Origin of the sequence: Curtobacterium sp. PhB142 (genome assembly GCF_004341255.1) — a bacterium.
Classification (GTDB): Bacteria; Actinomycetota; Actinomycetes; order Actinomycetales; family Microbacteriaceae; genus Curtobacterium.
The window spans coordinates 100,561-115,867 of record NZ_SLUT01000007.1 but is presented as its reverse complement, the minus strand read 5'-3'; the positions used below and the strand labels follow the sequence as shown (position 1 = coordinate 115,867).

The following is a 15,307-nucleotide window of genomic DNA, read 5'->3' as shown; positions in this document are numbered from 1 at the left end:
GCTGGCCCGCTCAGTCGCCACGGGGCACGCTGGAGCCATGAACGACAACCGACTCGGCACCTCGGTCAGCCCGTACCTCCGGCTGCACGCCGACAACCCCGTGGACTGGCGCGAGTGGGGCCCCGAAGCCTTCGCCGAGGCACGTGAGCGGGGCGTCCCGGTCCTGGTGTCGGTCGGCTACGCCACGTGCCACTGGTGCCACGTCATGGCGCGTGAGAGCTTCGCCGATCCGGAGATCGGTTCACTGCTCCGCCAGGACTTCGTCGCCGTCAAGGTCGACCGTGAAGAACGTCCCGACGTCGACGCCAGCCTGATGGCCGCCGCGAGCGCGTTCACGCAGCAGCTCGGGTGGCCCCTGACGACGTTCCTGACGCCCGAGGGCCACGTGTTCTTCGCCGGCACCTACTTCCCGCCGACCCCCGTCGGTCAGGTGCCCGCGTTCCGGCAGATCCTGGCGGCGGTGCTCGATGCGTGGACCGAGCGGCGGCACGAGGTCGACGCGAACGCCGCGGCCATCGCGACGGCGATCCGGCAGGGGGCCGAGGTGGACGCGACCGCCCGCGCCGGCGAGGCAGCTGGCAGAGCAGCCACGGGCCTCCCGTCCGCCGACAGCATCCGGGCCGTCACCGGCCAGTTGTCGCAAGCAGAGGACACCACCTACGGGGGTTTCGGCGGTGCTCCGAAGTTCCCGAGCACGCCGCTGCTGGAGTTCCTCGCCGACGCAGCACGCGACGGCGATGCCGAGGCCGACGGTCTGCTGGACCGGTCGCTCCACGCGATCCGGTCCTCCGAGCTGACCGATGCCGACGGCGGTGTCTTCCGGTACGCCACCAAGCGCGACTGGAGTGTGCCGCACTACGAGCGGATGCTCTACGACAACGCCGGACTCCTCGCGGTCGCCGGCGCCGAACAGGCGCGCGGCATCGCGGACTTCCTGCGCGACACCCTGCGCCAGGACGACGGGGCGTTCGTCGCCGCGCAGGACAGCGAGTCCACGATCGACGGCCAGCGGGTGGAGGGCGAGTGGTACCGGCGGCCGCTGTCGGAGCGCGCGCTCCTCGAGCCGCCACCACTCGACGACCAGGTCCTGACCGGTTGGAACGGCCTGGCGATCCGCGGACTCGCGATCGCCGGTGACCGCCATGACGACCCCGAGATGATCGGCATCGCCCGGGATGCGGCCGATGCGCTGCTGCGGTCGCACGTGCGTGACGGGCACGTCGTGGTCCGCTCGAGCACGCCTCGCGGCGCGTCAGCAGCACCGGCGACCATCGAGGACGTCGGGCTGCTGGCCGAAGGTCTGCTCGAGCTCGCCCTGGTGACCGGCCAGGTCACCTACGCCGTGACGGCTCGTTCCCTGGTCGACGACGGCCTGGCGAACCGGTTCGACGTCGACGCCGTGCTCGCCGGAGCGGGCACGGCAACCGGGGAACAGCCGCAGACCGCGATGCGCTCCGGCACGGTGGCGCTGGCCGCAGCGGCAGCCGGCCTCGCGGCGTTGACCGGGGACTCCGCGTACCGGACAGCGGCGGCGCGGTTGGTGGCCGACCGCGCGACGACGGGTACCGAGCGACCGCTCGGGCACGCCGACGCCCTCGGTGTCGCACTCGGCCTGCAACGACCCTCGCGCGAGGTCGTGGTCGTGACGTCGGACCCGCGCGACCCACTCCGTGATGCCGCCCGCGCCGCGCGCCGACCCGGCACGGTCATCGCTCGTGTGACCCCGACGCAGGCTGCGGAGTGGTCGGCTGCGGGGTTCGAACTGTTCGAGGCACGGGACGCCCTCGACCCGGCTGCGTACGTCTGCCACGACCGCGTGTGCGCCCTGCCCGCTCGGTCCGCAGGAGACCTGGCCGCCGGGCTCGCAGCACCGGCGGCGTGACGGTATCCTGGAATGCTCATGTCTCCCACGCCGCCAGTCATCACGTACCCGCCCGAACTGCCGGTCTCGCAGCGGCGGGACGACATCGCGGCCGCCATCCGTGACAACCAGGTCGTCATCGTGGCGGGGGCCACCGGCTCGGGCAAGACCACCCAGCTGCCGAAGATCTGCCTCGAGCTGGGGCGTGAGCACATCGGGCACACCCAGCCCCGCCGGATCGCCGCTCGCACCATCGCCGAGCGCGTGTCCGAAGAGCTCGGCAGCGACCTCGGCGACCTCGTCGGCTACCAGGTCCGGTTCACCGACAAGGTGTCGTCGAACACCCGCATCAAACTGATGACCGACGGCATCCTGCTGAACGAGATCCACTTCGACCGCGACCTGAAGCGGTACGACACGATCATCATCGACGAGGCGCACGAGCGGTCGCTCACGATCGACTTCCTGCTCGGCTACCTCAAGCGGCTCCTGGTCCGGCGCCCCGACCTCAAGCTCATCATCACGAGCGCGACGATCGACCCCGAGTCGTTCTCGAAGCACTTCGGCGACGCCCCGATCATCGAGGTCTCCGGCCGGACCTACCCCGTCGAGATCCGGTACCGCCCGCTCGTGTCCGAGGATCCCGAAGACACCGACGAGGACGACGAGGACGACGAGGACGACGAGACCGACTCGCGCACGGCCGACCGTGGCGGGTCGAACGGCGCCGACGACCGCGACACCCTGCAGGGGATCACCGACGCGCTCGACGAACTCGCGCGCGAAGAACCCGGCGACGTGCTCGTGTTCCTGTCCGGCGAGAACGAGATCCGTGACGCGCAGGACGCCATCGAGGGCAAGCGGTACCAGGGCACCGAGGTCCTGCCCCTGTACGGCCGGCTCTCCGCCGCCGATCAACACCGTGTCTTCGACCGACGCACCACCCCGGGGGTGCGCCGGCGCGTGGTGCTCGCCACGAACGTCGCCGAGACCTCGCTGACCGTGCCGGGCATCAAGTACGTCATCGACACCGGGACCGCCCGCATCTCGCGGTACTCCCCGCGTGCAAAGGTGCAGCGGCTGCCGATCGAAGCGATCTCGCAGGCCAGCGCGAACCAGCGTTCGGGTCGAGCGGGCCGCACCAGTGCCGGCATCGCCATCCGGCTCTACTCGGAGGACGACTTCGAGCGTCGGGGCGAGTTCACCGACCCGGAGATCCTGCGGACGAACCTCGCGGCGGTGATCCTGCAGATGATCTCGCTCGGTTTCGGCGACATCGAGTCGTTCCCCTTCCTGCAGCCGCCGGACTCCCGGGGCGTGAAGGACGGCCTCGACCTGCTGCGTGAGCTCCGCGCCGTCGACAAGGACGGCCGGATCACGAAGTCCGGCAGACAGCTCACCCGACTGCCGATCGACCCCCGGCTCGGCCGGATGGTGCTCGAGGCCGGTCGCCAGGGCGTCGGGCGCGAGGTCGTCGCCGTCGTCAGCGCCCTGAGCATCCAGGACCCCCGTGAACGCCCGCTCGAGAAGCGCGCCCACGCCGACCAGATGCACGCCCGCTTCGCCGACCCGACGAGCGACTTCCTCACCCTGCTCGCGCTGTGGAACTACATCGAGGACAAGCAGGAAGAGCTGTCGTCGAGCGCCTTCCGCCGGCTCTGCAAGGCCGAGTTCCTCAACTACCTGCGCATCCGCGAGTGGCAGGACCTGTACCGCCAGCTCTCCCGCGCCGCGAAGCAGGTCGACGTCCGGGTCGGCCAGTCCCGCTCCGACGACGGCGATGCCGTGCACCGGTCCCTGCTCGCCGGTCTGCTCAGCCAGATCGGGCTGCGCGACCGCGAGAAGCGTGACTACCTCGGCTCGCGGAACACCCGGTTCGTCGTGTTCCCGGGCAGTGTGCTCGCGAAGAAGCAGCCCGACGCGGTGATGGCGGCCGAACTCGTCGAGACCAGCCGGCTGTTCGCACGGACCGTCGGCCGGATCGACCCCGCGTGGGTCGAGCCCCTCGCCGGTGACCTGCTGAAGCGCACCTACGGCGAGCCGCACTGGGAGAAGAAGCAGGGCGCGGTCGTCGCCTACGAGCGGGTGACCCTGTTCGGCGTCCCGATCGTGCAGCGGCGCCGCGTGCAGTACGCCCGGATCGACCCGGAGCACTCGCGCGAGCTCTTCATCCGCCACGCCCTGGTCGAGGGCGAGTGGGAGTCGCAGCAGGCGTTCGACCGTGCCAACCGGAAGCTCCGCAAGGAACTCGAGCAGCTCGAGGAGCGCACGCGCCGGCGCGACATCCTGCTCGACGACGAGAACGTCTACGAGTTCTACGACGCCCGCATCCCCGCCGACATCGCGACGACCCGCGACTTCGAGGGGTGGTGGCGGACGACGCGCCGCGACCAGCCGGACCTGCTCACGATGCGCCGGGCGGACCTCCTGGACGAATCCGCTGCCGAGGCGGCGGAGGACGACGTCGAGTACCCCACCCAGTGGCGGAGCGGCGACCAGCGACTCGCGATCCAGTACCGCTTCGAGCCGGGCGCGCAGGACGACGGTGTCAGCGTGCAGGTGCCGCTCGCACTGCTCCCCCGCATGCGCGAAGAGGGCTTCGACTGGCAGGTCCGCGGCCTGCGCAAGGAACTCGTGACCGCCCTCATCAAGTCGCTGCCGAAGCAGATCCGCAAGAACGTCGTACCCGCCGCCGACTGGGCCGAGAAGATCGTCGCCGAACTGCCGGACGACGCCCCGACCGAGCCGACCGAGTCGTTCCGCGCGACCCTGGCCAAGGCGATCCAGCGCATGACCTACGTCCCGGTGTCGGAGTCCGACTTCGACCTGGCCCGCGTGCCATCACACCTGCTGCCGACCTGGGCAGTCGTCGACGAACGTGGCCGACGCGTCGAGGCCGGCAAGGACCTGTCGGTCCTGCAGACCAAGCTCAAGGACCGCACGCAGCAGAGCGTCGCCTCCGCCACGGTGCGAGGTGCGGGACAGCCAGGAGGCGCGGCTCGCGTCGCCGCCGCTGGTGGCGGTGCCGGGGTGGAGCAGTCCGGCCTCACCACGTGGCCGGCCCAGGACCTGCCGCAGACCCTCGACACCAAGCAGGCCGGTGGCGTCATCCGCGCGTACCCGTCCCTGGTGGAAGAGGGCTCCGGCCCGAAGGCGACCGTCGGCGTGCAGTTGCTCGCGACGCCGTCCGACCGGCAGGTGCGCATGCCCGCCGGGGTCCGTCGCCTGGTGATGCTCGCGGTGCCGTCGCCGGTGTCGTACATCCAGTCGCACCTGACCGCGCAGGAGAAGCTCGCACTCGCCGCGAGCCCGTACGCCTCCACGAACGCACTCTTCGACGACGTGCTCGCGGCCGTCGTCGACGCGGTGATCCGTCGCGCTCACCCGGACGGGCTCGTGTTCACGAAGGCTGCGTTCGAAGCGGTCCGTGACGCTGTGTCGGCGACGGTCGTCGACACGATGTTCACGGCGACGTCGGAGCTCGCTGCCGTACTCCTCGCCCAACGGTCCGCCGAACGAGCACTCAAGCAGGCGAACTCGATGTCCCTGCTCGGTGCGCTGACGGACATGCGCCAGCAGATGGAGCGACTCGTGTACCCGGGGTTCGTCTCGGTTGCCGGGCTCGACCGGCTCCGACGCATCCGGGTCTACCTGCAGGGCATCGAGGCACGCGTGCAGAAGCTGCTGCAGAACCCCGGGCGCGATGCCACCTGGATGCGCGAGGTCACCGTCGCCACCGACCGCTACGTCGACGCCGGCGGAGCCTTCCCTCCGACAGTCGGTTCGCACCCCGAGCTCGTGCACGCGCGGTGGATGCTCGAGGAGTTCCGCCTCAGCCTGTTCGCGCAGGAACTCGGTACCGCCGAGACGGTGTCGTTGCAGCGGATCACGAAGGCCCTGACCGCGGCGCGCTGACGCTTACGACTCTGCCCTGGGATACCGCTCCGTGGCTATCCCAGAGATGCGTCCGTTAATGATCCGACGGGACATCTGTCTCAGCGTCGATCGGGCTCGTCGGTGCGAACTCGATGCCGTCCACTGCGCTCTCGACCGCGGCCACCAGATCCGGGGCAGCATCAACCTGGTGATCGACTGCCTGCTCGATGGAGACGTCACGAAGCCTCCGTTCGACGGCTCGACTGCGCACCCCCGCATCCTTGACCGTCCGCTGCGCGGTCTCGAGTTGCTTGCCGAGCTTGTCCCAGACGTCCCCGTACTTCTGGAACTCCGTCTTGGCCGCGCTCAACACACTCCAGACCTCCGACGTTCGTTTCTCGATCGCAAGGGTCTTGAATCCCATCTGCAAGCTGTTGAGCAGCGACATCAAGGTGGTCGGGCCAGTGATGAGGATCCGATGGTCGTTCTGGAGTCGGCTTGCAAGCCCAGGGCGCCTCACGACTTCGGCGAAGAGACCCTCAGTCGCAAGGTACATGATCGCGAAATCGGTGGTCTGCGGCGGGTTCAAGTACTTGCTTGAGATCAGCTTCGCTTGGAGAATGATTGCCCTTTCGAGGCTCTTCGTCGCAGCATCAGTGGCGATCGCGTCCCCTTCGTCCTGGGCTGCAAGAACTCGCTCGTACTCGTCCTGCGGGAGCTTGGAATCGATCGGCAAGTACACCGGTTGGTCAGCGTCCCGACCCGGTAGCCGGACCGCAAACTCAACCCGCTCTTGACTGTCCCGCCGAACGGCCACGTTTGCCTCGTACTGCTCCGGGGCGAGCATGTCCTCCAATTGGCGCGCAAGCTGAACCTCACCCCAGCTTCCACGGCTCTTCACATTGGTGAGGACCTTCTTGAGTCCCCCGACATCCGATGCCAGCACCTTCATCTCGCCGAGGCCCTGCTGCACGCGTTCGAGGCGGTCGCTGACCTGGGCGAACGATTCTCCGAGCCGCTTCTCCAGCGTTCCTTGTAGCTTCTCGTCGACCGTCTGACGCATGTGCTCGAGCTTCGACTCGTTTCCCGCGCGTAGCTTCTCCATTTCCGATCCGAGCCGGTCCTGAAGCTCCCGGTGCCGTGCAAGGTTGGAGTCGATGAGTTCCTGGACGCGCTTCGAGTTGGAATCGAGCGTCTGCGCGTTCTTTGCCTGAAACGTCTCAACAGCGTCGCGGACCCGGTCGAGACGAGCTTCATTCGACACTCGGAGCTCGTCGAACCGCTGTTCCACGGCCGACTTGAGCTCGGCGTGCGCGGCCGCCATTGAAGCTGCATCCTCGCGGGCTCGATCTGCCAGTCCCTGGAGGGACTTGACGAGCGCTTCGTGCTCGGCGATGGCCTGCAGACTGTGGGCTTGAGCTTCCTGAGCGCGCGTCAGCGCGTCCTGCGCAAGACGGCGGTCAAGCCGCTCGGCTGCCTGACCGGCGCCGTCGATGAGCTCAGTCCGTTGACCGCTCAAGTCTCGCAGAATGGCGTCGGTACTGACACGGAGCTCGGTACGCACGAACTCACGAACCGCCTCCTGCGAGCCCTCCGACTTCGGTGGCATCCGAAGGAGGACCACCACCTGGAGGAGGATCACCAAGAGAACGAGCACGGCGATCGATGTGACCAGAACCGTCATGAGTGAGACTCCTTCGTTTTAAGCATCCTTGCGGAGCAGAGAGGGCAGCGCAGTACCCAGATCGCGGGCCACTGTCGAAATACTAAATTTGATTCTGGATTCTGGTGCAGGATTGCCACTTGGTGCCATGAATCGAGCGAACCTGCTCGCCAGCGGCCGCCTATCGTGACGGCCATGATCGGCACACTCGACATGGTCGTCCTGGACTGCGCAGACCCTCGCGGCCTGGCGCGCTTCTACGCGGAGATGCTCGGCGGCGAGATCGTCGGCTTCGACGAGGACTGGGCCGAGGTCGCGCTCCCCTTCACCGACCAGCGGCCGCTCCTGGCGTTCCAGCAGGTCGAGGACTACCGCGCACCGGAGTGGCCCGGCCAGCTCGTCCCGCAGCAGAGCCACCTCGACGTGAAGGTCGAGGACCTCGACGACGGCGAGGCCGCGGTCCTGGCGATCGGTGCGACCGCGACGGGCTCGGCGACCCCGACGTTCCGCGTCTACCTCGACCCGGCGGGGCACCCGTTCTGCCTCATCCGCCCGAACGACTGATCAGGCTTCGGTCGCCAGGCCCTCGACGACCTGCACACCCGGCAGCGCTCCGAGGACGGAGCCGGGCAGGAACACCTTCGCGCCGCGGCGGCCTGCCCCGATCACGGCGTCCGGGGCATCGAGCACGCGGGAATCGACGTACACGGGCCAAGCGGAGGGCAGCCCGATCGGGGTGATCCCGCCGTACTCCATGCCCGTCAGCTCCACGGCCTGGTCCATCGGCGCGAAGCTCGCCTTCCGCACGTCGAGCAGCTTCCGGACGACACGGTTCACGTCGAGGCGGGTGTGGGCGAGCACGACGCACGCGGCGAACCGGACGTCCTCGCCGCGCTTGCCCGCGACGACGATGCAGTTCGCCCCGCCGTCGAGTGGGAAACCGTACGCCTCCGAGAACGCGGCGGTGTCGGCCAGGTCAGGGTCGATCGGAGCTGCCTCGATCCGTGCGGCGACATCGGCGGGCAACGCGGCGAGCGCTGCGGCGACCGGTGCGGCCAGCAGTTCCGGGGCGGTCAGGGCGGGAACCCGTTCGAGCGTCGGCATGGCTCCACCCTAGGGAGCACCTCGTGACCATGCTGGCTCCATGTCGACGTACGACACCCACCTCACCGCCCTCGCCGGAGCAGCGCAACGGTTCGACGACGTCCTGCGGTCCGGCGACCGCGCGGCACCGGTGCCGTCGTGCCCTGGTTGGTCCGTCGAGGACCTCGGTGTCCATCTGACCGACGTGCACCGGTGGGCGCTCGGGCAGCTGACCGGTTCGGAGCCCGCACCGCTCGCGCACGACGACCTCGCGGACCGCTTCCGCACGGGAGCCGACGAACTCGTCGCGGCGCTCCGGGCACGCTCCTCGGACACCCCGTGCTCGGCGATCTACCCGCCGGACACGGCCGCGACCTGGGCACGTCGCCAGGCGCACGAGACCGCGATCCACCTGTGGGATGCGCAGCGGGCGCTGGGAGTCGAGCCGGGCCTCCCGGTCGAGCTGGCGACCGACGGCGTTCGTGAGGTCGTCGGTGACCTGTACCCGCGTCAGGTGCGGCTCGGCCGCATCGCGGCGCTGGCGCGGACCGTCGTGTTCGCGTTCTCCGACGCACCCGGCGAGGCCTCGCTCGACGGCGCGGACGGTGGCGACGCCGCCGTCATCGTCACTGGTCGGGCGGAGGACGTGCTGCTCCTCCTGTGGAAGCGACGGGCGCTCGTCGAGGTCGCGTTGACGATCGACGGTGAGCGGGCAGCACTCGACGCCGCACTCGCGACCAGACTGGTGCCATGACGGAGATCCGACCGATCGACCTGGACACCTGGCCCCGCCGCGAGCACTTCGAGCACTACCGGCAGCGTGTGCAGTGCACCTACGAGGTGACCGTCGACGTCGACGTCACGGCCTTCGTCGCAGCGGTCCGCACGAGCGCGGCGAAGACCTACGCGTCCCAGATCTGGGCGATCGCGACCGTCGTCAACCGCCACGCCGAGTTCCGGATGCAGCTGCTCGACGACGGCTCCCCCGGCGTCTGGGACGTCGTGCACCCGATGTTCACGGTGTTCCACCCGGACACGGAGACCTTCTCGGCGTTGGTCGTGCCCTACGACGAGGACCCCGGCCGGTTCCACGCCGCCGCGGTCGACACGATGGAGCGGTACCGGGACGACGTCCGGATGTTCCCGCAGGACGACCGGCCCCGGAACGTGTTCGACGTCTCCACCTTCCCCCGCACGTCGTTCACCGGGTTCGCGCTGCACGTCCGCGACGGGTACGACCACCTGTTGCCGATCATCACGCTCGGCAGGTACCGGACGGAGGGTGACCGCACCGTGATGCCGCTGGCGCTGCAGATCAACCACGCGGCAGCCGACGGTTTCCACACCTCGCGGTTGGTCCAGGAGCTCGAGGACCTGCTCGCCGATCCGTCGTGGCTGGTGTGAGCGCGCCACGCTGACGGACGGGAGGCCCGTGGCGGACCCCGCCACGGGCCTCCCGTCCGCTCGCCCCGAGTCCAGGGCCGCGCAGGAGGCCATCGTGTGCGCGAGACGCCGCGAAACGGCGCGGCGCCTGGGCGCCACACCACGCGACGACGATCGCGTCAGGACGACCGCGCTGCCAACGCCTGCTGGTTCTCGCGGCGGATCGCGTCACCGCCCCGGCGACGCCACTCCCGCACGGTCCCCTTCCACGACGACACCTTCGCCCGCCCGAGCAGCACGTCGTTGATCGCGTTCGTCGCGAAGGTGCCGAGGGCCGGCCCGGTCGTCGAGTTCGTCGGCGAGTACAGGCCGTAGGCGGGGTTCGGCAGCCCGCGGTCGACCCACGACGACAGCGACTCGTAGACGGTGTCCGTCATCGTCGGGTTGCCCGAGTAGTACAACGGCAGCGGGCACTCGGTGAAGTACTGCAGCGGGAACTCACCGAGTGCGGTCTCGCTGTTGCCCGTCTTCGTCAGGACAGGGGATCCGTCGCGGTACTCGAAGTCGCGGCCCTCGATGCCGAACTTGCGGTACATCCAGGCCTCGGTGCCGAAGGGCGACGCGCACCAGTTCAGGACCTCGAGGAGCATCTTCACGCGGTCCTCACCGCCGGCGGCGACGGCCGCGATCGCGTTGTTCGGGTCGCCGAGCCACGGCTTCGACTCCGCTCCGGACGGTCCGACGAAGGGGGCGATGGTCAGCTCGAACCCGCTGCCCGGGGTGGCCTGCTGCAGCAGTCCGGGGATGGCGCTGTACGTGTCGGAGAGCATGAGGGCGGAGCCCTGCACGAACCAGACCTTGCCGTTGTAGGCGGTGATGCTGTCCGGGTGGACGAGGTCCTCGGCGATGAGCTTCCGCGACACCTCGAGCAGGTCCTGGTACTCGTCCAGCTCGTACATGTGGGTGAACCGGCCACCCTCGACCTGCCACTGGTTCGGCAGCCCGAGCATCGGACCGAGGATGTTCGTCGGCACCGAGGCGAGCGCCCACCGGTTGCTGTGCGGGTCCGAGACGTCGCGGCAGACCTGGACGAACTCGTCGACGCTCGAGAACGCGGGGTCGACGCCGAGGGCTTCGAACCGGTCCTGCCGGCGGTACAGGGCCTGCGACGTCAACGGTCCGCGCGGGACGGGGACGCCGTAGATGCCGCCGGAGAAGACGGTGCCGCGCCACGACGCGGTCGGCAGGTTGGCGAGGTAGGGGTAGTCGCGGACGCCGCTGCCGGACAGGTGCGGACTGAGGTCGGCGGCCTTGGCCTCGAGGAACTGCGGCAGGTACGGGAACGACCCGAACACCGTGAACACGTCGCCGAGGGTGTCGCCCGCGACCTGCGTGGCGAACTTGTTGCCGAAGTCGGCGTTCGGCGTGATGGTGAGGTCGAGGTCGATCCCCATCCGCCGGTCGAGCCCCTGCCAGTACGGGTTGCTGCCCTTCGAGGGCGGCACGGGCGAGTTCGTCGGGACGCTGCCGTGCACGGTCGAGCCGTCGCCGGGCTTGCCGTCGGTGGGCACGAGCGACGCCGGGATCTTCCGGAAGGCGCTCGGCATGAGGGCGCTCGTCTTCGGGAACGCCGGCTCCGGCCCGCCGGCCCACGGCACGTAGTCCGGCAGCGTGACCGCCTGGTTGATCGCCTTGACGTCGGTCGAGCGGGTCACGGTGGAGCAGCTGGCCAGGAGGCCCGTGGCTGCGACCCCGAGACCGCCCGCGATGAGCGCGCGGCGGGTGATTCCGTTGTTCGTCACGCTGGTCAGCCCTTCACCGCACCGGTCAGGACACCCTTGGCGAAGTGCCGCTGCAGGAACGGGTAGACGATGAGGATCGGCACGATCGAGACGACGAGGATCGCCATCTGGATCGAGGCCTGCGGTGGGAGGGCATCGGCGGACGCCCCGAGGTCGGCGCCGCCGAGCTGCGCGTTGTTGATCACGTAGGTGCGGAGCACCAGCTGCAGGGGCCACTTCGCGGTGTCGTTGATGTAGAGCAGCGCGTTGAAGAACGCGTTCCAGTAGCCGACGGCGTAGAACAGGCCGATGACGGCGAGGACGGCCTTCGACAGCGGCAGCACGATCCGCCAGAACACCGCGAAGTCACCGGCGCCGTCGATGCGTGCCGACTCGAGGAGCTCCTGCGGGATCGCCATGAAGAACGACCGCATCACGATGACGTTGAAGGCGCTCAGGGCGGTGGGCAGGATGAGCGCCCAGTACGAGTCGAGCAGCCCGAACTGCTTGACGACGAGGTAGTTCGGGATGAGACCGGGCGCGAACAGCAGGCTGACGAGCACGAGGCCGAGCACGGCGCCCGACCCGTAGGAGCCCGGACGGCTGAGGGCGTAGGCGAGCATCGCGCTCACGAACAGGCTGATGAGCGTGCCGACGGTGGTGATGCCGATGCTCACGACCAGGGCCCGGGTGACGACACCGCCGGCGAAGATGCTCTCGTAGGCACTGAGGTCGAAGCCCTTCGGCCACATCACGAACCCGCCGGCGTCGTTCACCTGGCTGGTAGGTGCGAGGCTCGTCGACACGATGCCGACGAACGGCAGGATCACCACGAGGCAGATCACGAGCAGGACCGCTCCGGTGAGCAGCCGTCCGGGTAGCGGAGCCGCGTCCGGGCCACCGCGCTTGCGCTTCTTCGCCCGTGGGACGGTCACGGTGTGCGTGGCGGTCATCGCGACTCCTTCTGGTAGACGCCCGCTTCACCGAAGACGTGCGCGAGCTTGTTGGCGCCGAGCACGAGCAGCACGCCCACGACGCCCTTGACGAGTCCGACGGCCGCGGCGACACCCCACTGCCCACCGAGCACGCCGTTGTTGTAGACGTAGGTGTCGAGGACCTCGCTCGCGGCACGACCGACGGCCTGCTGCTGCAGGATGATCTGCTCGAAGCCGACGGTGAGCGAGTCACCGAGCCGCAGGATGAGCAGCAGGATGATGATGCCGCGCATGCCGGGCAGGGTGACGTGCCACAGCTGCCGCCAGCGCGAGGCGCCGTCCATCTTCGCCGCCTCGTACAGGCTGGCGTCGATCGAGCTGAGGACGGCGAGGAACAGGATCGTCGCCCAGCCGGTGTCCTTCCAGATCACCTGGCTGGTGAGCAGCGCGATGAACCCGTCGGGGTTGCCGAGGAAGTCGATCGCGTCGCCGCCGGCGGCACGGATCGCGTTGTTCACGAGCCCGGAGCCGCCGAGGATCTGCTGGAACACCGCGACGACGATCACCCACGACAAGAAGTGCGGCAGGTACAGGATCGACTGCACGACGCCCTTGATCCGCTCGGACAGCAGCGAGTTGAGCATGAGCGCCAGGATGATCGGCGCGGGGAACACGAACACGACCTGCACGAGGGTGATCACGAGGGTGTTCCGGAGCGCGCCGAGGAACTCGCCGTTGCCGTCGAACACCACCGAGAAGTTCTCGAACCCGACCCAGGGGCTGCGGCCGAGCGGGACGAACGGCAGGTACTCCTGGAACGCGATGAGGTTCCCGAGCAGCGGCAGGTAGTGGAACCCGATCAGCAGGGCGACTCCCGGCAGGCCCATCAACAGCAGCACCCGGTCGCGGCGGATCCGCTGCCACGTGCTCCGTCGGCGGAGCCCGGGGTCGGGCGGTGATGCGGTGTGCGCGGTGGTCGTCGCGCGGACGTCGAGCTTCGTCACTCGGTGGCCTCCTCCGTTGGATTCCTGCAGCGACCCTGGCGTGCGGAGTTACAACGTGGCAATCCGTTGCCAAACGTTTCCATCGTTGTAACGCTCCAGTGAGCGCACACCCGCAGCCCCGCACGACGACTCCACCGGAGACCGGCCGCGCTACGCTCGTCCCGATGCGCGCAACCGTGCGGGACGTGGCCACCCTCGCCGGGGTGTCGCCGAAGACCGTCTCCAACGTCATCAACGGCGGCGTGGTGGTGCGCCCGGAGACCCGCGAGCGCGTCGAGCGGGCCGTCGCCGAACTCGACTACGTGCCGAACCTGTCCGCCCGCGGGCTGCGGAACGGCCGCTCCGGTGCGATCGCCCTGACCCTTCCCGAGATGGGCAGCGCCTACTCCGCCGAACTCGCGCAGTGGTTCGTCGAACTCGCCCGCGAGCGCGGATGGGTCGTCCAGCTCGACCAGACCGGCAACGACCCGGCCCGCGAGCGCGAACTCGTCTCACGAGCCCGCGCCCACCTCGTCGACGGCCTCGTGCTCAACCCGGTGTCGCTCAGCGCGAGCGTCCTGGCCTCGACCGAGGGGCTGCCGCCGACCGTCGTGATCGGCGAGGTCGAACCCGAGCACGTCGACCAGGTGCACGTCGACAGCCGGGCCGCCGCCGAGCAGGTCACCGCCTACCTGGTGTCCCGGGGCCACCGCCGGATCGCGGTCGTCGGTGCCGCCCGGGCGTCCGAGCCCACCGCCACCAGCGAGCTGCGGGAGCGCGGGTACCTCGCCGCACTCGCCACCGCCGGGATCGAACCGGACCCCGCACTGCGGGTGCCGCTGCCGTCCTGGACGACGAGCTCGGCAGCGACGGCGTTCGCGGCCTGGCTCGACGAGCACCCCCTGCCCGACGCCGTGTTCGCGTTCACGGACTCGATCGCCTTCGGCGTGCTGCACGTCCTGGCCGCACGAGGCGTCAGCGTCCCTGAAGACGTCAGCGTCATCGGGTTCGACGACATCGACGGTGCGGCGTACGCGATCCCCGCGCTCAGCACGGTGTCGTTCGACCGGCGGGCGTTCGCGACGGCAGCGCTCGACCTGCTGACCCGACGGATCGAGGACCGGAGCCTGCCACCCGAGACCGTGGTGGTGCCGCACCGCATCGTCGAGCGCGCGAGCGTCGCCGATCGCTGATCGCTGATGGCTGATCGGCGTACGCTCCGCGGCATGACCAGCGAAGACGCCTCGATTCCGACGCTCGCCGCGACCGTCCTGCAGTCCCCAGAGCCGACCGCCCTCGCCCGGTTCTACGGCGCCCTGACCGGGTGGACCGTGTACGAGGACGACCCGACCTGGGCACGCATCCGCCCCGCCGAGGGCCCCGGTCTGTCCGTGCAGTACGAGCCCGAGTACGTCGCGCCGACCTGGCCCGGTACCGCCGATGCCCCCGGCATGCAGCTGCACCTCGACTTCCAGGTGGAGGACATGACGTCAGCCGTCGCCCGCGCCGAGGAGCTCGGTGCCACACAGGCCGCGTTCCAACCGCAGGACGACGTCCGGGTGCTGCTCGACCCCGACGGGCACCCGTTCTGCCTGTTCCTGCCCGGGGCCTGAGGCAGGCCGGCCGCGCCCCGAGGTTCCACAACATGCCGGGTGATCGCCGCCGAGGTTCCGAACTGCGGCGATCCGAGCGCCGACATGCCGAGATTTCGGAACCTCGGGGACGAGACGAGACGGGGAGCC

12 protein-coding genes are annotated in these 15,307 nt (G+C 69.4%); 7 read left to right on the top strand and 5 right to left on the bottom strand.

The window, feature by feature from the left end; all coding sequences use genetic code 11:
* The first annotated feature begins 37 nt into the window (after positions 1-37).
* Complete coding sequence (locus EDF31_RS14735; protein ID WP_131846655.1) at positions 38-1,882, top strand: DUF255 domain-containing protein; 1,845 nt, start codon at positions 38-40, stop codon at positions 1,880-1,882.
* A gap of 18 nt (positions 1,883-1,900) precedes the next feature.
* Entirely contained in the window at positions 1,901-5,776 is a 3,876-nt protein-coding gene (gene hrpA, locus EDF31_RS14730; RefSeq protein ID WP_131846654.1) for an ATP-dependent RNA helicase HrpA, read from the top strand.
* A gap of 55 nt (positions 5,777-5,831) precedes the next feature.
* On the opposite strand, the gene rmuC is transcribed toward hrpA, so the two are convergent.
* The gene (gene rmuC / locus EDF31_RS14725; RefSeq protein ID WP_243650081.1) at positions 5,832-7,421 is read right to left on the bottom strand and encodes a DNA recombination protein RmuC; all 1,590 of its coding nucleotides are present in this window, start codon (positions 7,419-7,421) and stop codon (positions 5,832-5,834) included.
* Between the two features lie 174 nt (positions 7,422-7,595).
* Between rmuC and EDF31_RS14720 the strand changes: the two genes are divergently transcribed.
* A complete protein-coding gene (locus EDF31_RS14720) occupies positions 7,596-7,964 on the top strand; it encodes a VOC family protein (RefSeq protein WP_131846653.1) in 369 nt (122 codons plus the stop codon).
* Here the strand turns inward: EDF31_RS14720 and EDF31_RS14715 are convergent, their stop codons facing one another.
* Positions 7,965-8,504, bottom strand: a complete 540-nt coding sequence (locus tag EDF31_RS14715; RefSeq protein WP_131846652.1) for a YbaK/EbsC family protein — start codon at positions 8,502-8,504, stop codon at positions 7,965-7,967.
* Between the two features lie 40 nt (positions 8,505-8,544).
* On the opposite strand from EDF31_RS14715, the gene EDF31_RS14710 reads away from it, so the two are divergent.
* The gene (locus EDF31_RS14710) at positions 8,545-9,237 is read left to right on the top strand and encodes a maleylpyruvate isomerase family mycothiol-dependent enzyme (RefSeq protein WP_131846651.1); all 693 of its coding nucleotides are present in this window, start codon (positions 8,545-8,547) and stop codon (positions 9,235-9,237) included.
* On the top strand, positions 9,234-9,887 hold the full coding sequence (locus tag EDF31_RS14705) for a CatA-like O-acetyltransferase (protein ID WP_131846650.1): 654 nt from the start codon (positions 9,234-9,236) through the stop codon (positions 9,885-9,887). The genes EDF31_RS14710 and EDF31_RS14705 overlap by 4 nt, the downstream gene beginning before the upstream one ends.
* A 158-nt stretch (positions 9,888-10,045) precedes the next feature.
* On the opposite strand, the gene EDF31_RS14700 is transcribed toward EDF31_RS14705, so the two are convergent.
* The 3 genes from EDF31_RS14700 to EDF31_RS14690 are packed head-to-tail and all read right to left on the bottom strand — an operon-like array spanning position 10,046 to position 13,586.
* A complete protein-coding gene (locus tag EDF31_RS14700; RefSeq protein WP_131846649.1) occupies positions 10,046-11,668 on the bottom strand; it encodes a hypothetical protein in 1,623 nt (540 codons plus the stop codon).
* 5 nt (positions 11,669-11,673) lie between these two features.
* Positions 11,674-12,600: a carbohydrate ABC transporter permease gene (locus EDF31_RS14695; RefSeq protein ID WP_123291805.1), complete on the bottom strand. Its 927-nt coding sequence runs from the start codon at positions 12,598-12,600 to the stop codon at positions 11,674-11,676.
* Positions 12,597-13,586: an ABC transporter permease subunit gene (locus EDF31_RS14690; RefSeq protein WP_243650079.1), complete on the bottom strand. Its 990-nt coding sequence runs from the start codon at positions 13,584-13,586 to the stop codon at positions 12,597-12,599. The genes EDF31_RS14695 and EDF31_RS14690 overlap by 4 nt, the downstream gene beginning before the upstream one ends.
* A gap of 164 nt (positions 13,587-13,750) precedes the next feature.
* On the opposite strand from EDF31_RS14690, the gene EDF31_RS14685 reads away from it, so the two are divergent.
* Both EDF31_RS14685 and EDF31_RS14680 read left to right on the top strand, forming a co-directional pair.
* Positions 13,751-14,758, top strand: a complete 1,008-nt coding sequence (locus EDF31_RS14685) for a LacI family DNA-binding transcriptional regulator (protein WP_131846648.1) — start codon at positions 13,751-13,753, stop codon at positions 14,756-14,758.
* Positions 14,759-14,791: 33 nt separating this feature from the next.
* Positions 14,792-15,178, top strand: a complete 387-nt coding sequence (locus EDF31_RS14680) for a VOC family protein (protein WP_131846647.1) — start codon at positions 14,792-14,794, stop codon at positions 15,176-15,178.
* The last annotated feature ends 129 nt before the right edge of the window (positions 15,179-15,307 follow it).

Coding starts and splice junctions, on each gene's coding strand:
- EDF31_RS14735 (WP_131846655.1), top strand. CDS start 38: ATGAACGACAACCGACTCGGCACCTCGGTCAGCCCGTACCTCCGGCTG.
- hrpA (WP_131846654.1), top strand. CDS start 1,901: ATGTCTCCCACGCCGCCAGTCATCACGTACCCGCCCGAACTGCCGGTC.
- rmuC (WP_243650081.1), bottom strand. CDS start 7,421: ATGACGGTTCTGGTCACATCGATCGCCGTGCTCGTTCTCTTGGTGATC.
- EDF31_RS14720 (WP_131846653.1), top strand. CDS start 7,596: ATGATCGGCACACTCGACATGGTCGTCCTGGACTGCGCAGACCCTCGC.
- EDF31_RS14715 (WP_131846652.1), bottom strand. CDS start 8,504: ATGCCGACGCTCGAACGGGTTCCCGCCCTGACCGCCCCGGAACTGCTG.
- EDF31_RS14710 (WP_131846651.1), top strand. CDS start 8,545: ATGTCGACGTACGACACCCACCTCACCGCCCTCGCCGGAGCAGCGCAA.
- EDF31_RS14705 (WP_131846650.1), top strand. CDS start 9,234: ATGACGGAGATCCGACCGATCGACCTGGACACCTGGCCCCGCCGCGAG.
- EDF31_RS14695 (WP_123291805.1), bottom strand. CDS start 12,600: ATGACCGCCACGCACACCGTGACCGTCCCACGGGCGAAGAAGCGCAAG.
- EDF31_RS14685 (WP_131846648.1), top strand. CDS start 13,751: ATGCGCGCAACCGTGCGGGACGTGGCCACCCTCGCCGGGGTGTCGCCG.
- EDF31_RS14680 (WP_131846647.1), top strand. CDS start 14,792: ATGACCAGCGAAGACGCCTCGATTCCGACGCTCGCCGCGACCGTCCTG.